Raw genomic sequence first — 16,940 nt, 5'->3', positions numbered from 1 at the left:
CTCAAGGCCCCCTATTTCTACGAGGAGTTGAAGAGCATGTCCGAGGTCAAGCTTTCCGTCGAGACCCGCACCGAGTTCGGCAAGGGTGCCTCCCGCCGTCTGCGCATGGTCGAGAAGGTCCCCGGTGTCGTCTACGGCCACGGCAACGACCCGCAGCACATCGTGCTCGACTCGCACGCCCTGATGCTGGCCCTGCGTACGCCGAACGTCCTGATCAACCTGGACATCGACGGCAAGAGCAACGAGCTGGTCATCCCGAAGTCCGTGCAGCGTGACCCGATCACGAGCTTCCTGGTCCACGTCGACCTGCTCCAGGTCAAGCGCGGCGAGAAGGTCACCGTCGAGCTCCCGATCCACACCGAGGGCGAGCTGGCCCCGGGTGGCAACCTGCTCGAGCACGTGCTGAACACGCTGTCGGTCGAGACCGAGGCCACGCACATCCCCGAGTCGGTCACCGTCTCCGTCGAGGGCCTCGAGGCCGGTGCCTCGATCCACGCCAAGGACATCGCGCTGCCCAAGGGCACCACGCTGGCCACCGACGAGGACGCGGTCGTCCTCCAGGTCCTGGCCGCGCAGGCCGAGGAGGCCCCGGCCGAGGCCGAGGGCGACGAGGCCGCCGCGGAGGCCTGAGCCTTCAGGGTCTGACCTGTACGGGGTGGTGGGCGCGGCCCACCACCCCGTATCTCTGTTTCGACGCACCGACGACGTAGCCGTAAGGAATGTGCATGTCCGACGAGAACGCTCCCTGGCTGATCGCCGGGCTCGGCAACCCTGGTCCGGAGTACGCGATGAACCGGCACAACGTCGGTTTCATGGTGGCCGATCTGCTGGCGCGGCGGATGGGCGCCAAGTTCAAGCGGGCGACGAAGGGGCAGGCGCAGGTCGTCGAGGGGCGGATCGGTCCTCCCGGGCCGCTGAACCGCCGGGTGATCCTCGCGAAGCCGATGTCGTACATGAATGTCTCGGGTGGTCCGGTGACGGCGCTGTGCGACTTCTACAAGGTGCCGACGGAGCACATCGTGGCGGTCCATGACGAGCTGGACATCGACTACGGGGTGCTGCGGCTGAAGCTGGGCGGCGGCGACAACGGGCACAACGGTCTGAAGTCGATCACGAAGTCGCTGGGCAGCGACTACCACCGGGTGCGGTTCGGGATCGGTCGGCCGCCGGGGCGGATGCAGGTCGCGGACTTCGTGCTGAAGGATTTCTCGTCGACGGAGCGCAAGGAGCTCGACTACTTCGTGGACCGCGCGGCGGATGCCGCGGAGGCGCTGGTGATCGAGGGCCTTGAGCGGGCGCAGTCGACGTACAACTCCTGACCTGTACGGACTTGTCGGGGGCGGGATCCGGCCGGGAGTTGACCGTGCGCGGGGTGATGGCCAAGGATCCCGGCCATGTTGCCTGTTGCCCGCCAAGTCGCGGCGGCCGTGGTCGCCGCGTTGCTGCTGATCGCCGGCGTGTGGGCGTCGTGGGGTGCGGCGCAGCACGTGATGTTCCCGACGGGCCGTGAGCGCGGCACGATGACGGTGAGCCGGTGCGTGGAAGAGAGCTGCGCCGGTTCGTTCTCTCCGGCCTCCCCCACCGCCGTGCGGCATGCGAGCGTGACGATCGACCGCTCGATCGGGGAGAAGAAGGGCGCGCGCTTCCCCGTGGTCCTCAAGCCGAGTTCGACCGATGCGGTGCGCGCGGGCACGGCCGGATTTCTGCATGCCTGGGTGCCGCTCGGCGGTGCGCTGCTGCTGGCGTCGGTGGTGCTCGCGGGCGGGATACGCGACCGGCGCCTCACGTGGATCACGGGAGGCGCCGGTTTCGCGCTGCTTACGGCGGCCTTCGCCGCCCTGAGCTTCTAGGTCAGCCGGTGTTGCGCAGGCCCGCGGCCACACCGTTCACGGTGAGCAGCAGGGCGCGGCCGAGCGTCGGGTCCGGGGTCTCGTCGGCGGCCGCCGCGTCGCGCTGCCGCTTGAGCAGGGCGACCTGGAGGTACGAGATCGGGTCGAGGTAGGCGTCGCGGATCGCGAACGTCTGCTTCAACACGGGCTGTGCGTCGAGGAGTTCGGTGCCGCCGGTGATGCGGAGGACCTCGGCGACGGTCAGCTCGTGCTCGGCCACGATGGCGTCGAAGACGTGCTTGAGGTTGTCGGGCACGAGCGTGTCGACGTAGTGCTTGGCGATCCGCAGGTCCGTCTTGGCGAGCGTCATCTCGACGTTGGAGATGAAGTTGCGGAAGAAGTGCCACTGCTCGTGCATCTCGTCGAGCACGGTGTCGAGGCCGGCCTCGCGCAGCGCCTTGAGGCCGCTTCCGACGCCGTACCAGCCGGGGACGATCTGCCGGGACTGGGTCCAGCCGAACACCCACGGGATGGCGCGCAGGCCGTCGAGGGAGACGCCGGAGCCGGGACGCCGTGAGGGCCGCGAGCCGAGGTGCAGGTCGGCGAGCTGGTCGACCGGCGTCGAGGCGAGGAAGTAGTGCGGCAGGTCGGGGTCCTCGACGAGCTCGCGGTACGCGGCGTGGGCCGCGTCGCTCACCACGTCCATGGCGGCGTCCCAGCGGGCGAGGGCCTCGTCGGACTGGCGCGGCGCCGTGTGCAGGGCGGAGGCCTGCAATGTCGCCGCGACGGTCAGTTCCAGGTTCTCGCGGGCCAGGGACGGCACCAGGTACTTGTCGGAGATGACCTCGCCCTGCTCGGTCACCTTGATCTCGCCCTCCAGGGTTCCCCAGGGCTGGGCGAGGATCGCGTCGTGCGAGGGGCCGCCGCCGCGGCCGACGGTGCCGCCGCGGCCGTGGAAGAGGCGAAGGCGCACGCCGTAGCGGTGCGCGACGTCGCGCAGGCGGCGCTGGGCGCGGTGGATCTCCCACTGCGAGGTGGTGATGCCGCCGAACTTGGAGGAGTCGGAGTAGCCGAGCATGACCTCCTGGACGTCCCCGTTGAGCGCGACGAGGCGCCGGTACGAGGGGTCGGAGAGCATGTCCTCGAGGATCGTGTCGGCGGCCTTCAGCTCGTCCGTCGTCTCCAGGAGCGGCACGATGCCGATCTTCGCCCAGCCGGCGTGCAGGTCGATGAGGCCCGCCTCGCGCGCGAGGACGGTCGCGGCGAACACGTCGTCGGCGCCCTGGCACATCGAGATGATGTACGACTCGATGACCTCGGGCCCGAAGACTTCGAGGGCCTTGCGGATGGTGTGGAAGACGCCGAGCGTCTTCTCGCCGTCGGCGTCGAGCGGCGCGGGGGTCGGGCCCAGCGGGCGCCGCGAGCGCAGTTCCTTGGCGAGCAGCTTGCCGCGGTAGTCGCGCGGCATGTCGGCGTAGCGCCAGGACTCCTCGCCGAGCCGGTCGAAGAGCTGGCCGAGCGCGTGGTGGTGGGCGTCGGCGTGCTCGCGGACGTCCATCGTGGCGAGCTGGAGGCCGAAGGCGGAGAGCGTACGGATCGTACGGTTCATGCGGCCTTCGGCGAACAGGCCGCCGCGGTGCTCGCGCAGCGAGGTCTGGATGATCGTCAGGTCGTGCAGGAGTTCGGCGGTGCCGAGGTAGTCGCGGCCGTCCTGGTGCGGGGTGTTGTTGGCGAGCCGCGTCTTGGTGTTCTCGAGCTTCTGTCGGATCGCGGTGGCCTTGAGCCGGTAGGGCTCCTCGGCGTTGAGCCGCTTGTAGCGGGGGCTGATCTCGGGGAGGCGCTCCAGGTCGCACTGGAGCGAGGTGAGGAGCTCCTCGGTGGCGCCGGTGTAGCGGATCGAGTTCGACAGGAAGCCGCGCAGCTCGTCGATCATGTCGAGCGCGTCGTTGATGCCGTGCTCGTGCTGGAGGATCAGGACGTCCCAGGTGACGGCGGGCGTCACGTTCGGGTTGCCGTCGCGGTCGCCGCCGATCCAGGTGCCGAAGGTGAGCGGCCGGCTGTCCTCGGGGAGCTTGAAGCCGACGCGCTCCAGCTCGGCGGTGAGGTCCTCCAGGACGTCGCCGACGGCGCCGGCGTGCAGCTCGTCCAGGTAGTAGATCGCGTTGCGGGACTCGTCGGTGACCTCGGGGCGCACGACGCGCAGCTCGTCGGTCTGCCACACGAGGTCGATGTTCTCGGCCAGCCGGGTGTCGTAGCGGCGGCGGTCGGTCTCCAGGACCGGGGTCTCCAGGAGCTCGGCGACGCGGCGCAGCTTGTTGAGGACGCTTCGCCGGGCGGCCTCGGTGGGGTGCGCGGTGAAGACGGGCCGCACGTTGAGGTGCTTGACCGTGTTGCGCAGGTGGTCCGGGTCGGCGTCCTTGAGCCGGTCCGCGGTGCGGGCGAGGAGTCCGCCCTCGGCGGCCCGCATGGCGCGCAGCTCGCGGCCACGGTGCACCTGCTCCGTGACGTTGGCCAGGTGGAAGTAGGTGGAGAAGGCGCGGACCAGCTTGGCCGCGGTGTCCAGCTCGGTGCCGCGCAACAGCTCGGCGGCGGCCTCGCCGTCCTCGCGGGTCAGGCGGCGGACCTTTTCGACCAGCTCGAGCAGCTCCGGGCCCTCCTGGCGGACCAGGGTCTCGCCCAGCAGGTCACCGAGCCGACGGATGTCGGCGCGCAGCTCGGCGCTCGTCGCAGCGGTCTGTTCGTCGGCACTGCTCACAGGTGCGGCTCCTTGCAATGGTGAAGCACGTCGGGCACGTGGTGAAGCACGTCGGGAGGGAGGATCCCCGGATCCGGGTACGTAACCCAGGGTGGAGATTCAGAGCGGACCGCGCTGTCCGACCGATTCCAAGGATATGTGCCACAGCAGAGGACGAGGTCGGGACCTCGTGTCGCCCGGCTGCACGCTTACTTACTTACGGTGCCGTAGGTTACGGAACCGTAGGCAAGCTGTCCGCGGATCCCCGTGGATCTCCTGACCCGTCTCAGCCCGTCTCAACCCTCGACTTACAGGGGACTCCCATGGCCACCAGTACCGATGTGATCGAAGAAGCCGCCGATCCGGCGTCAGGACCGCCCGCCACCTCGCATTCTGCGACACTCGGCGGCGAACAGAAACGCTCCGTGGAGCAGATCACACTGCTCCTGTTCATCACGGTCCCCTTCCTCGCCGTGCTCGCGGCGGTGCCGCTGGCCTGGGGCTGGGGTGTGAGCTGGCTCGACCTCGGACTGCTCGTCGTCTTCTACTTCGTCGGCTGCCACGGCATCACGATCGGCTTCCACCGGTACTTCACGCACGGCTCCTTCAAGGCGAAGCGGCCGCTGCGGATCGCGCTGGCGGTCATGGGCTCGCTCGCGGTGGAGGGGCCGGTCGTGCGCTGGGTCGCCGACCACCGCAAGCACCACAAGTTCTCCGACGCCGAGGGCGACCCGCACTCTCCGTGGCGGTACGGGGAGACGGTTCCCGCCCTGCTGAAGGGCCTGTGGTGGGCGCACATGGCCTGGATGTTCGACGAGGAGCAGACCTCTCAGGAGAAGTACGCGCCCGACCTGGTCAAGGACCCGGCGATCCGCGCGATCTCCCGCCAGTTCGTCCTGTGGACGGCGCTGTCGCTCTTCCTGCCCGCCCTGATCGGCGGTCTGGTCACGATGTCGTGGTGGGGCGCGTTCACGGCGTTCTTCTGGGGCTCGCTCGTGCGGGTGGCGCTGCTGCACCACGTGACGTGGTCGATCAACTCGATCTGCCACGCCGTCGGCAAGCGCCCCTTCAAGTCCCGCGACCGTTCGGGCAACGTGTGGTGGCTCGCCGTCCTGTCCTGCGGCGAGTCCTGGCACAACCTGCACCACGCGGACCCGACGTCGGCGCGGCACGGGGTGGAGCGCGGCCAGATCGACTCCTCGGCCCGTCTCATCCGCTGGTTCGAGCAGCTGGGCTGGGCGCACGACGTGCGCTGGCCGTCGCGGGACCGCATCGCCTCGAAGCGCAAGGAGCAGGTCGCCGACGCGGCCTGACCACCACACGGCATGATGGAAGACGTGGCGACCGACTCAAGCACCCCGGGCAATTCGAGCAGCGACAGGCCGGACCGGCCCGAGAAGACCCGGCGCACGCGCAGAACGCGGATGACGGGGGCGGAGCGGCGGCAGCAGCTCCTGGAGATCGGTCGCGTGCTCTTCGCCGCGAAGGGCTTCGAGGGCACGTCGGTGGAGGAGATCGCGGCGAAGGCCGGGGTCTCCAAGCCGGTGGTGTACGAGCACTTCGGCGGCAAGGAGGGGCTGTACGCGGTGGTCGTGGACCGCGAGATGCGTCAGCTCCTCGACATGGTGACCAGTTCGCTGACGGCCGGGCATCCGCGTGAGCTGTGCGAGCAGGCCGCGTTCGCGCTCCTCGACTACATCGAGGAGTACACGGACGGTTTCCGCATCCTGGTCCGCGACTCCCCCATCCCGCAGTCCACGGGTTCGTTCGCGTCGCTGATCTCCGACATCGCCACGCAGGTCGAGGACATCCTGGGCCGCGAGTTCAAGAACCGGGGCTTCGACCCGAAGCTGGCGCCGCTGTACGCGCAGGCGCTGGTGGGGATGGTCGCGCTGACGGGGCAGTGGTGGCTGGACGCGCGCAAGCCGGGGAAGGCGGAGGTGGCGGCGCATCTGGTGAACCTGGCGTGGCATGGGCTGGACGGTCTTGAGCCGAAGCCGAGGCTGATAGGTCACCGGAAGAGTTGAGCGAATCAAGCCCCCGCGCCTCAATCGCCGGCGGGGCTTGAATGTGGAGACTTCGGCTCCAGGAACTCCAGCCGGTTTCCGACGGGGTCGGAGCAGTAGAAGCGGCGGTGGCCCGGCAGGGCCGCGTCCCACGACACCTCGACACCCCGCCCGGCCAGCCGCCTCGCGTACGCCTCGATGTCGCGCACCAGAAGCGCCGGATGGGCCTTCTTCGCGGGCCGGAAATCCCGCTCGATCCCCAGGTGGAGCCGGACCGTCCCGGCCTCGAACCAGCAGCCGCCGCGCGTCGCGAGCGCCGGGGGCTTCGGGACCTCGGTCATGCCGAGGTCGTCGGCGTAGAAGGAGCGCAGGATCTCCTCGCTCCCGGGTGGCGCCGCGAGTTGCACATGGTCGATGCCGGTCGGTGTCATGAGCGGGTCGCCACCACGAAGATGCGGCGGAAGGGCAGCACCGTGCCGTGCCGCGTCGCCGGGTAGGCCTCGCGGAGCAGGTCGCGGTATTCGGTGAGGAACGCGTCCCGGGCCGTCGGGTCGTCGTCCAGCGCCGTCAGGACCGGGCGCAGACCCGTGCCCTTGACCCAGTCGAGGACCGGGTCGGGGCCCTGAAGAAGGTGCAGGTAGGTCGTCTCCCAGGCGTCGACCGCGCAGCCGAGGCCGGCCAGGCGTTCCAGGTACGCGGCGGGCGCGAGCACCGCGTCGCCGTGCCGCAGCACGCCGGACAGGCGGTCCTTCCAGCGGGCCGATTCGGCCAGTTCCCGCATCAGGACGTGGCTGGGTGCCTCGAAGTTGCCGGGCACCTGGAAGGCGAACGTGCCGCCGGGGGCCACCGCGTCGATCCACCGGGAGAAGGCGTCGGCGTGGCCCGGTACCCATTGCAGCGTCGCGTTCGACAGCAGCAGGTCGTACGTCTCCGTGGGCGCCCAGTCGGCGGCGTCCGCGTACGCGAAGTCGAGGCGGTCGGTGGCGTGGGCGGCGGCCCTGGCCAGCATCTCCGGCGAGTTGTCGTAGCCGGTGACGTGGGCCGTGGGCCAGCGGTCGGCGAGCAGCGTCGTGACGTTTCCGGGGCCGCAGCCGAGGTCGGCGATACGGGCCGGTTCCCCGGGCAGATCGGGGACGCGGGCGAGCAGATCGACGAAGGGGCGGCCCCGGTGGCCCGCGTGCCGGAGATACTGCTGGGGGTCCCAGGTGGGTGCAGGCGTCATGTCGTCAAGCCTCGGCCCGAAGTATCTCGATGTCAAGATAGTCGACCTCAAGAGACTTCACGTCGACACACCCCCTACACTGATCGTCATGGAGGACGAGGTCGACCGTCTGGTCTCAGCGTGGCGCCGAGAGCGCCCCGACCTCGACGTGGAGCCCCTTGAGGTGCTCAGTCGGGTCAGCAGGCTCGCGCGCCATCTCGACCGGGCCCGCCGCCTGGCCTTCTCCGAGCACAACCTGGAGCCGTGGGAGTTCGACGTCCTGACGGCACTGCGCCGCGCGGGCACCCCGTACCAGCTCTCCCCCGGCCAGTTGCTCACGCAGACCCTGGTGACGTCCGGCACGATGACGAACCGTATCGACCGGCTCGCCAAGAAGGGCCTCGTCGAGCGGCTGCCCGACCCCAGCGACCGGCGTGGCGTGCTCGTGCGGCTCACGGACGAGGGGCGGGACCGCGCCGACCAGGCCCTGGCCGGGCTGCTCGACCAGGAGCGGGCGATCCTGGCGGAGCTCTCGCGAGCGGAGCGGGGTGAATTGGCCTCGCTGCTACGTCAGTTGACCGCTCCGTTCGACAACATTCCTGGTTGACGCTGGTCGACGTCTCGGGGCTCCGCCCCGGGCCCCGCGCCTCAATCGCCGGCGGGGCTTGAACTGCTTGAATCGCAGCTCAGCTGGCCGCCTCCAGGTCGACCGGCCCGACGCCCGCCCTGCGCGCGAGCGCTACCGCCGCAAGCGTCGAGTGGACGCCGAGTTTGCCCAGCACGTTCTGCATGTGCGTACGCACCGTGTGCGGGGACAGGAAGAGGCGCTCCGCCACCGCCTTGCGGCCGAGGCCCGCCACCATGCAGCGCAGCACCTCGCGCTCGCGCGGCGTCAGGGACTCGACGAGCCGCTCGGACTCGGTGCGGTGCTTGCGGGCCGCGGTCAACTCCCGCAGGACGCCCGTGAGAAGCGCCGGCGGAAGGTGCGTCTCTTCGCGCAGCACGCCCCGTATGACGGTCAACAGGCGTGACAGGGAACAGTCCTTGGCCACCCAGCCGGACGCCCCCGCCTGGAGCGCGAGCGCCGCGCGGCGTGGATCGTCCCGCTCCGCGAGCACCACCGTGCGCACGGCGGGCTGGGCCGAACGGACGCCCGCCACCAGGGAGATGCCGTCGACGAGGCCGTCCTGAGCGGCGCTGTCGGGCACCGGTGTCGGCGCGCGCATGCCCTGGAGCGATACGGCGCCCAGGTCCGCGTCGATCAGCAGCACATCGAACCTGCGCCCCTCCGCGACCGCCCGGTCCAGGCAGCGCAGAGCGGCGGGGCCGCTCCCCGCGGCCGACACGTCGACATCGGGCTCCGCGGCGAGCGCCGCCGCGAGCGACTCCGCGAAAATGCGGTGGTCGTCGACTACGAGGACCCGGATACGAACCACGTGATTTACCCCCTTCCCCGAGCTCCGGTACGGAGCAGGGGATACCCCAACGTCGGGGGACGGACCAACACGGGTACGGCGCCCGGAGTGCGGGTCGCCGCAGCCGCACGGCCGCCGCCGTGAGCCGAACTGCCACCCCCGCTCCGGGCGTCGTACCCGGCTGTCTCGCCCCCTGATCGGCACCGGCCCCCACCGGTGCTGTCCTCAGACTAGAGGCGAAGGCCCAGAGGGGAAGTCAATTCGCAGAACTGGTTGGCGGTTGGCGGAGCAGCGACTGTCCTGCGCGTTTATGGTGATGCGCATGTTTCGCATCGAGACAGAAGTCGACAAGGAGCGCGCCCTTCTGCTCCGGTCGCTGCTGAGGGAGACCAACGCGGCGGCGTCACCGGAGCTCCGGGAGCTGCGCGGTACCCCTGCCGACCAGCATGTCCCGCTCCAGGTGTGGGTGTTGGACGAGGAGGGCGCGCTCGCGGCGGGGCTCGACGCGTACACGTGGGCGTTCTGGCTGCATGTGGACCTGCTCTGGGTCGCCGAGCGGCACCGCGGGGCGGGGCTCGGCTCCCGGCTCCTCGCGGAGGCGGAGCGCCTGGCGCGGGAGGAGCGCGAGTGCCGGGGCTCCCGCGTCGAGACCTGGGACTTCCAGGCGCCGGGTTTCTACCGGCTGCACGGGTACGAGGTGGTGTCCGTGATCCCGGACTACCCGCCCGGGATCAAGGAGTTCACGCTGACGAAGCGGCTCGGGTAGCCGCTACGCGGTGCGCCGCGCTCCCGCCGAGGGGACTGCCGGGAACACGCGCGGCGCGGTGTAACCGGCCTCCGCGAAGGCGTCGGCGATCGACTTCGTGACGGTGTCGGCGTCGCCCGACTCCACCAGGACGATCGCGGAGCCGCCGAAGCCGCCGCCCGTCATCCGCGCACCGTGCGCGCCGGAGGCCATCGCGGTGGCGACGACGAGGTCCAGCTCGGGGCAGGAGATGCGCAGGTCGTCGCGGAGCGAGACGTGGCCCTGGACGAGGATCGGGCCGATGGCGCGGACGTCGCCGGAGTCGAGCAACTCGATGACCTGCTCGACGCGGTGGTCGTCGGTGACGATGTGGCGGACGTAGCGGACGACCTTCTCGTCGACGCCGGCCAGTTCCAACTCGGCGACGGACCTGCCCAGTTCGGCGTACGGCACGTCGCGCAGGTGCGAGACGCCGAGGATCCGCGCGCCCTCCTCGCAGCCAGCGCGGCGCTCCGCGTACGCGCCGTCGCCCAGCTCGTGCTTGACGCGGGTGTCCACGACGAGGAGCTGGAGGCGCTGCGCCGACAGGTCGAAGGGGACCTGGCGGATCGACAGGTCGCGGCAGTCGAGGTGCAGGGCGTAGCCCTCGGTGGCGCACGCCGAGGCCATCTGGTCCATGACGCCGCAGGGCACGCCGACGAAGGCGTTCTCGGCGCGCTGCGCGAGGACCGCCAACTCGGCGCCGGTGAGACCGAGTTCGTACAGGTCGTTCATCGCGTACGCGGTCACGACCTCAAGGGCGGCCGACGACGAGAGGCCCGCGCCGGTCGGGACCGTGGAGGCGAGGTGGATGTCGGCGCCGGTGACCGGGTGGCCCGCGTCGCGCAGCGCCCAGACGACGCCCGCGGGGTACGCGGCCCAGCCGCCCTGGCCGTATGTGGACAGGGGCGCCAGCTCGTCGACGCGCAGTTCCACGACCGGGGCGTCGATGTCGGCCGAGTGCAGGCGAAGGACGCCGTCCTCGCGCCGGGCCACCGCGGCGACCGCGGTGTGCGGCAGCGCGAGCGGCATGACGAAGCCCTCGTTGAAGTCGGTGTACTCGCCGATGAGGTTGACGCGGCCGGGGGCCGCCCAGACTCCGGTGGGCTCGTACCCGTACAGGTCGTTGAACTGCGTGGCGACGGACATCAGTTGGCTACCTGACCCTCGTAGTGACTACTGCTGCGCACGGGCCTGGGCGAACGCCCAGGCGTCGGCGACGATTCCCGCGAGGTCCGCGCGGGACGGGTTCCAGCCGAGGCGCTCGCGCGCGGTGTCGGCGGAGGCGACCAGGACGGCCGGGTCGCCGCCGCGGCGCGGGGCGACGACCTCGGGGATCGGGTGCCCGGTGACCTGGCGGACGGTCTCGACGACCTCGCGGACGGAGAAGCCGTTGCCGTTGCCGAGGTTGCAGATGAGGTGCTCGCCGGGCTGTGCGGCGTCGACGGCGAGGAGGTGGGCCTCGGCGAGGTCGGCGACGTGGATGTAGTCGCGGATGCAGGTCCCGTCGGGCGTCGGGTAGTCGTCGCCGAAGACGTTGATCGCCTCGCGCCTGCCCTGGGCGACCTGGAGGACGAGCGGGATCAGGTGCGACTCGGGGTCGTGGCGCTCGCCGCAGCTGCCGTACGCGCCCGCGACGTTGAAGTACCGGAGGGACACGGCAGCCAGTCCGTGCGCGGTCGCCTCACCGGTGATCATGTGGTCGACCGCGAGCTTCGAGGCGCCGTACGGGGACGTGGGCGCGGTCGGGTCGGTCTCGGTGATCGGGGTGTTGACCGGCTCGCCGTAGGTGGCCGCGGTCGAGGAGAAGACGAGCTTGCGGACGTCCGCTGCGCGCATCGCGGCGAGCAGCTCCATGGTGCCGCCGACGTTGTTGGCCCAGTACTTCTCGGGCTTCACCACGGACTCGCCGACCTGCGAGAACGCGGCGAAGTGCAGCACGGCGTCGTAGGAGGGGTCGAGCCACTTGGCCGCGTCGCGGATGTCGCCCTCGACGAAGGCGGCGCCCGCGGGCACGCCCTCGCGGAAGCCGGTGGAGAGGTTGTCGAGGACGACGACTTCGTGGTCCGCCTCAAGAAGGTGCTGGGCGACGACGGATCCGACGTATCCCGCACCACCTGTGACCAGGTACTTTCCCATTACTCGCTCGCTACCTCTCGCAGTCGCTCGGCCGCGGCCTCCGGCGGCACATCGTTGATGAACACACTCATGCCGGACTCGGAACCCGCGAGAAACTTCAGCTTGCCGGAAGTGCGGCGGACGGTGAAAAGCTCGAGGTGCAGCGCGAAGTCGTCGCGGTTGACACCCTCGAACTCGTCCAGCGGGCCGAACGGGGCCTGGTGCCAGGCCGCGATGTACGGGGTCACCGGCTGGTCCGCGCCGAAGATCCGGTCGAAGCGCCTCAAGAGTTCCAGATAAATCTTGGGGAACTCTGTGCGCGCGCCGTCGTCGAGCGCGAGCAGGTCCGGGACCTGCCGCTTGGGGTAGAGGTGCACCTCGTAGGGCCAGTGCGCGGCGTAGGGCACGAAGGCCACCCAGTGCTCGCCGTCGAGGACGATCCGCGAGCCGTCCGCCACCTCCTTCTCCAGCACGTCGGCGAAGAGGTTGCGGCCGCCGGTCTGCTCCTTGTGCTCGGCGGCGTTGCGCAGCATCAGGGCCGTGCGCGGGGTGGTGAAGGGGTAGGCGTAGATCTGGCCGTGCGGGTGGCCGAGGGTGACGCCGATCTCGGCGCCGCGGTTCTCGAAGCAGAAGACCTGCTCGACGGAGTCGAGGTGGGAGAGCTCCGCGGTGCGGTCCGTCCACGCGTCGAGGACGAGCCCCGCCTGCTCCTCGGTGAGGTCCGCGAAGGACTTGTCGTGGTCGGACGTGAAGCACACGACCTCGCAGCGGCCCGAGTCCCCGGCGAGCGAGGGGAAGCGGTTCTCGAAGACCACCACGTCGTACGAGGAGTCCGGGATCTCGCTCAGCCGCTCGCCCTCGGAGGGGCACAGCGGGCACTCGTCGGCCGGCGGGTGGTAGGTGCGGCCCTGGCGGTGCGAGGCGATGGCCACGGAGTCGCCGAGCAGCGGGTCGCGGCGCACCTCGGAGGTGGTGACCGTGGGGTCGAGGGGGCGGCGGTCCGCCACGTCCCGGACGACGTCGTCGCGCGAGTCGTAATAGATGAGCTCACGACCGTCGGCGAGCCGGGTCGACGTCTTCTTCACGTCCGATGCTCCTCATCACACCAACCAAACAGAACCAAACAGAACAAAGCATAAGCCAACAGCGACGTCAAGGGTGCGGCGGGGCGAGGGTCTGTGCGCTTTCTGTGCCCTCGCGAGCACTCCGGGCGAGTCCTCGATCACAATCCAACAAAGAACATCATGCGAACTGTTCACTTATTGAAGCCGGAGGCGTAGGTTCCGGACTGTTTCAGTTCGCGCAACGAAGCGAGATCTACATGCTGTCCCCCACAACAACCCTGGCCGAGGGGCTCCGGCTGCCCACCAATGGCCTCGACTACGCGATCATGGCGATCTACTTCGTCGTGGTGCTGGGCATCGGCTTCGCCGCCCGCCGCTCCGTGAAGACCAGCCTGGACTTCTTCCTGTCCGGGCGCTCCCTGCCCGCCTGGGTCACCGGTCTCGCGTTCGTCGCCGCGAACCTGGGTGCCACCGAGCTCCTCGGCATGGCGGCCAACGGGGCGCAGTACGGCCTCTACACGGTGCACTGGTACTGGATCGGCGCCATCCCCGCCATGGTCTTCCTCGGCCTGGTGATGATGCCCTTCTACTACTCGTCGAAGGTGCGCTCGGTCCCGGAGTTCCTGCTGCACCGCTTCGGTCCCTCGTCCCACCTGCTCTCCTCGATCATCTTCGCCGTCTCCTCGGTGCTGATCGCGGGCGTCAACCTGTACGCGATGGCCCTGGTGCTCCAGGCGCTGCTCGGCTGGCCGCAGTGGGTGGCGATCGTCATCGCCGGCCTCTTCGTCCTCGCGTACATCACGATCGGCGGGCTCTCCTCGGCGATCTACAACGAGGTCCTCCAGTTCTTCGTCATCCTCGCCGCGCTCATCCCGCTGACCATCGTCGGTCTCAAGCGCGTCGGTGGCTGGGACGGCATCTCCGACTCGCTGTCCAGCTCGCACGGCGACTCGTTCATGACGGCCTGGCAGGGCACGGGCATCGGCGACGCCAACCCGCTCGGCGCCAACTGGCTGACCATCGTGCTCGGCCTCGGCTTCGTGATGTCCTTCGGCTACTGGACGACGAACTTCGCCGAGGTGCAGCGCGCGCTGTCCGCGAAGAACCTCTCCGCCGCCAAGCGCACCCCGCTGATCGCCGCGTTCCCGAAGATCCTCATCCCGATGGTCGTCGTGATCCCCGGTCTGATCGCCCTGGTCATGGAGCCGTCCATCGGCAAGTCCGCCGACGGCCTCCAGTACAACGACGCCATCCCGGTCCTCATGCGCGACCTGCTGCCCAACGGTGTCCTCGGCATCGCGGTGACGGGCCTGCTCGCCGCCTTCATGGCGGGCATGGCGGCCAACGTCTCGTCCTTCAACACGGTGTTCACCAACGACATCTGGGCCGCGTACATCAAGAAGGGCCAGAGCGACCGGCACTACCTTCAGACGGGCCGTGTCGTCACCGCCGTCGGCGTCGTGATCGGCATGGGCACCGCGTTCATCGCGGGCAGCTTCAGCAACATCATGAACTACCTTCAGACGCTGTTCTCGTTCTTCAACGTCCCGCTGTTCGTGGTCTTCATCATCGGCATGTTCTGGAAGCGCACGACGCCCGCCGCCGGTTTCTGGGGCCTGCTTTCCGGCACGGTGGCCGCGATGGTGAACTACTTCTGGTTCTACAAGCAGGGCGTCATCTCGATCCCCTCGGACCAGGGCGCCAACTTCGTCTCGTCGATCGTCGCCTTCGTGGTCGGCGCCGTGGTGATGTTCGTGGTCACGCTCTGCACCAAGTCCAAGCCCGCCGAGGAGCTGGCCGGTCTCGTGTACGGCACGAAGTCGCCGGGCATGGAGGAGCCGCCGGCCGAGGGTGACGACGCCTGGTACCGCAAGCCGGCCCTGCTGGGCTGGGGAGCGATCGTCCTCGCCGTCATCTGCTACATCCCGTTCTCCTTCTGAGGTCCGAGGTAACACGACATGAGCGACGAAATGAACCAGCACGTCGAGGAAGTGAAGGAGCTGGAGGCCAAGTCGGCGACGGCGGCCCGCCTCTTCGACGTGCGACGCATCATCGGCGGCCTCTTCGTGGTGTACGGCGTGATCGTCACGATCGCCGGCTTCACAGCGTCCGACGCCGACCTCAAGAAGGCCCAGGACATCAACATCAACCTGTGGACCGGCATCGGCATGCTGCTCCTCGGCCTCTTCTTCCTGATCTGGATGAAGCTGCGCCCCACGGAGCCGCCGACCGCGGAGGAGCTGGCGGAGGCGTCCGAGTAACGCCACCCACCCGGTAGGACCGGGCCCGGAGCCCACCACTTGGGAGAGCGGTGGGCTCCGGTCCTTCGTTAACGTGCTCGGATGGGTACGGGACGAGCGGGCAGGACACCGGCCGAGCGGGCGCTGGGGCGCTCGTACACCACGGGCGACGGGGCGCAGCGCTTCGACGTCGACGACCTGGCGGTGGACCATCGGCCGGACAGAACGGCCTTGTTGACGTACCGCCTCACGGTCACCTGCGGCTCCCGGCCCCCGGAGCGCTGGGTCTTCACCCTGCACTGGGACGACAAGTCCTTCACCGACGTGCTCACGTCGGCCGCTCCCGAACCCGAGCGCCTCGGGCAACTCGTCCATCTGGTCAGGTCCCTGATGGAGGAGTGGTGGGACACCAAGAGCGGCAACCGCGGTTCGGCGAGGATGGGGCGCCGCCTGCCGTAGGCGGGTCCGCGCAACGCACAAGGCCCGTTCCGCCGGAGCGGAACGGGCCTTGTGCACTGGAGCGCCGGGCAGGCCTTGCACCTGCATCTCCCCGCAGGAAGCGGGACGTCTTTCCTTGGACCACCAACGCGCGGTCGTTCACCGCGAGTTGCGGCGACCAACAAGATCAACTGTAGCTCAGGACTCCTGTTCTGGCGAACCCACCGGGCCCGCCCGGTCCAACAGCCCCGTGCGCGCCGCGAGCGCCGCCGCCTCCAGGCGCGAGCCGACGCCCAGCTTCATCAGGACCCGCTGCACATGCGTGCGCGCCGTGGACGGGGCGATGCCCATGCCCGCCGCGATCAGCCGGGTGTCCTCGCCGTCCGCGACCCGCACCAGGACCTCGACCTCGCGCGGCGTGAGCATCTGGAGCAGCCGCTGCCCCTCGTCGTCCGGCTGGGCCACCGGATTGAGCAGCTCCCCGAACGCGCCCTGGAGCAGCGCGGGGGCCACCGCCGCCTCCCCCGCCCGCGCCTTCATCAGCGCGCGCTCGACACCCTCTATGCGCTCGTCGTGCCGTACGTAGCCGGAGGCGCCGGCCGCGAAGGCCGACGCGATGCCTCTGGGCGACGGGACGGGGCCGAGGACCACCACGGCCACCTGCGGGCGCTCGCGTTTGATGCGGACGACCGGGTCGAAGGTGCCGGGCTCCGCCGGGGTCGCCGTGCCCAGGAGACAGACCTCGGGCGCCCGCGAGATGACCAGGTCCGCCGCTCCGGCCGCCGGTGCGGCCGCCGCGAGCACCCGGTGCCCGCGCAGCTTCAGGGCCGAGGCCAACGCCTCGGCCAGCAGTCGGTGGTCATCGACCACCATCAGCCGCACACCCATCGGGCCAACCCCCCAATCGACCCCGGGAGTCTCCTCCAACCCCCGGGCCCCCCAAGGACAGGCGAGCCCCCCGACTCCCCGTCCTCCTTCATCCCCCGGAAGCTACACGCTTGTTCGAGGTTGCGCGCCCCCTACCGGCCAGAAGCGGCCCTGAATGCTGAAATCCAGTGCATTGAGGGATGTTTGGGGGTACAGGAACGCAAAGCCATCGCCAAGAAAGGCC

General features: G+C 69.8%; 18 protein-coding genes and 1 tRNA gene. 10 read left to right on the top strand and 9 right to left on the bottom strand.

Features of this window, described 5'->3' with window-relative positions:
* The first annotated feature begins 36 nt into the window (after positions 1-36).
* The 3 genes from ACNYS0_RS24260 (at position 37) to ACNYS0_RS24250 (ending at position 1,850) form a co-directional block, all read left to right on the top strand.
* The gene (locus tag ACNYS0_RS24260) at positions 37-630 is read left to right on the top strand and encodes a 50S ribosomal protein L25/general stress protein Ctc (RefSeq protein ID WP_422476592.1); all 594 of its coding nucleotides are present in this window, start codon (positions 37-39) and stop codon (positions 628-630) included.
* A gap of 95 nt (positions 631-725) precedes the next feature.
* Entirely contained in the window at positions 726-1,319 is a 594-nt protein-coding gene (pth, locus tag ACNYS0_RS24255) for an aminoacyl-tRNA hydrolase (protein WP_422476591.1), read from the top strand.
* 75 nt (positions 1,320-1,394) lie between these two features.
* Positions 1,395-1,850 carry a hypothetical protein gene (locus ACNYS0_RS24250; RefSeq protein ID WP_422476590.1) on the top strand — a complete coding sequence of 152 codons (456 nt, stop codon included), beginning with the start codon at positions 1,395-1,397 and terminating at the stop codon, positions 1,848-1,850.
* Between the two features lies 1 nt (position 1,851).
* Here ACNYS0_RS24250 and ppc read toward each other — a convergent pair whose 3' ends face one another.
* Positions 1,852-4,584, bottom strand: a complete 2,733-nt coding sequence (gene ppc / locus ACNYS0_RS24245) for a phosphoenolpyruvate carboxylase (protein WP_422476589.1) — start codon at positions 4,582-4,584, stop codon at positions 1,852-1,854.
* Between the two features lie 302 nt (positions 4,585-4,886).
* On the opposite strand from ppc, the gene ACNYS0_RS24240 reads away from it, so the two are divergent.
* The gene (locus tag ACNYS0_RS24240) at positions 4,887-5,876 is read left to right on the top strand and encodes an acyl-CoA desaturase (RefSeq protein ID WP_422476588.1); all 990 of its coding nucleotides are present in this window, start codon (positions 4,887-4,889) and stop codon (positions 5,874-5,876) included.
* A 12-nt stretch (positions 5,877-5,888) separates the two neighbouring features.
* Complete coding sequence (locus ACNYS0_RS24235) at positions 5,889-6,590, top strand: TetR family transcriptional regulator (RefSeq protein WP_422476587.1); 702 nt, start codon at positions 5,889-5,891, stop codon at positions 6,588-6,590.
* A 20-nt stretch (positions 6,591-6,610) separates the two neighbouring features.
* Here the strand turns inward: ACNYS0_RS24235 and ACNYS0_RS24230 are convergent, their stop codons facing one another.
* Positions 6,611-7,000 (bottom strand): VOC family protein, encoded by a 390-nt coding sequence (locus ACNYS0_RS24230; RefSeq protein WP_422476586.1) that lies wholly within the window; start codon positions 6,998-7,000, stop codon positions 6,611-6,613.
* A complete protein-coding gene (locus ACNYS0_RS24225) occupies positions 6,997-7,791 on the bottom strand; it encodes a trans-aconitate 2-methyltransferase (protein ID WP_422476585.1) in 795 nt (264 codons plus the stop codon). Before ACNYS0_RS24225 ends, ACNYS0_RS24230 begins: the two co-directional genes overlap by 4 nt.
* 88 nt (positions 7,792-7,879) lie before the next feature.
* On the opposite strand from ACNYS0_RS24225, the gene tamR reads away from it, so the two are divergent.
* Positions 7,880-8,377, top strand: coding sequence for a MarR family transcriptional regulator TamR (gene tamR, locus ACNYS0_RS24220; protein ID WP_399237694.1), 498 nt, complete (start codon positions 7,880-7,882; stop codon positions 8,375-8,377).
* A gap of 79 nt (positions 8,378-8,456) precedes the next feature.
* Here tamR and ACNYS0_RS24215 read toward each other — a convergent pair whose 3' ends face one another.
* Positions 8,457-9,206, bottom strand: coding sequence for a LuxR C-terminal-related transcriptional regulator (locus tag ACNYS0_RS24215; RefSeq protein WP_422407866.1), 750 nt, complete (start codon positions 9,204-9,206; stop codon positions 8,457-8,459).
* 289 nt (positions 9,207-9,495) lie between these two features.
* On the opposite strand from ACNYS0_RS24215, the gene ACNYS0_RS24210 reads away from it, so the two are divergent.
* A complete protein-coding gene (locus ACNYS0_RS24210) occupies positions 9,496-9,951 on the top strand; it encodes a GNAT family N-acetyltransferase (RefSeq protein WP_422476584.1) in 456 nt (151 codons plus the stop codon).
* A 3-nt stretch (positions 9,952-9,954) separates the two neighbouring features.
* On the opposite strand, the gene galK is transcribed toward ACNYS0_RS24210, so the two are convergent.
* Genes galK through galT form a run of 3 tightly spaced genes read right to left on the bottom strand, consistent with a single transcriptional unit; the run spans position 9,955 to position 13,172 of the window.
* On the bottom strand, positions 9,955-11,118 hold the full coding sequence (gene galK / locus ACNYS0_RS24205) for a galactokinase (RefSeq protein WP_422476583.1): 1,164 nt from the start codon (positions 11,116-11,118) through the stop codon (positions 9,955-9,957).
* A 27-nt stretch (positions 11,119-11,145) separates the two neighbouring features.
* Complete coding sequence (galE, locus tag ACNYS0_RS24200) at positions 11,146-12,108, bottom strand: UDP-glucose 4-epimerase GalE (RefSeq protein ID WP_422476582.1); 963 nt, start codon at positions 12,106-12,108, stop codon at positions 11,146-11,148.
* Positions 12,108-13,172: a galactose-1-phosphate uridylyltransferase gene (gene galT / locus ACNYS0_RS24195; RefSeq protein WP_422476581.1), complete on the bottom strand. Its 1,065-nt coding sequence runs from the start codon at positions 13,170-13,172 to the stop codon at positions 12,108-12,110. Before galT ends, galE begins: the two co-directional genes overlap by 1 nt.
* 236 nt (positions 13,173-13,408) lie before the next feature.
* Between galT and ACNYS0_RS24190 the strand changes: the two genes are divergently transcribed.
* From ACNYS0_RS24190 to ACNYS0_RS24180, 3 genes are all read left to right on the top strand, one after another.
* Positions 13,409-15,091, top strand: coding sequence for a sodium:solute symporter family protein (locus ACNYS0_RS24190; RefSeq protein WP_422476580.1), 1,683 nt, complete (start codon positions 13,409-13,411; stop codon positions 15,089-15,091).
* A gap of 18 nt (positions 15,092-15,109) precedes the next feature.
* Positions 15,110-15,412 (top strand): hypothetical protein, encoded by a 303-nt coding sequence (locus ACNYS0_RS24185; protein ID WP_422430990.1) that lies wholly within the window; start codon positions 15,110-15,112, stop codon positions 15,410-15,412.
* A gap of 81 nt (positions 15,413-15,493) precedes the next feature.
* A complete protein-coding gene (locus ACNYS0_RS24180) occupies positions 15,494-15,850 on the top strand; it encodes a hypothetical protein (protein ID WP_422476579.1) in 357 nt (118 codons plus the stop codon).
* A gap of 57 nt (positions 15,851-15,907) precedes the next feature.
* On the opposite strand, the gene ACNYS0_RS24175 is transcribed toward ACNYS0_RS24180, so the two are convergent.
* Positions 15,908-15,980 (bottom strand) — tRNA-Arg (locus ACNYS0_RS24175).
* Positions 15,981-16,027: 47 nt separating this feature from the next.
* Positions 16,028-16,717, bottom strand: a complete 690-nt coding sequence (locus tag ACNYS0_RS24170; RefSeq protein ID WP_422476578.1) for a helix-turn-helix transcriptional regulator — start codon at positions 16,715-16,717, stop codon at positions 16,028-16,030.
* Positions 16,718-16,940 lie beyond the last annotated feature (223 nt).

Source organism: Streptomyces anthophorae (genome assembly GCF_049310305.1).
GTDB lineage: Bacteria > Actinomycetota > Actinomycetes > Streptomycetales > Streptomycetaceae > Streptomyces.
The sequence above is the reverse complement of the archived record's forward strand: the minus strand, read 5'-3'. Positions and strand labels throughout refer to the sequence as shown.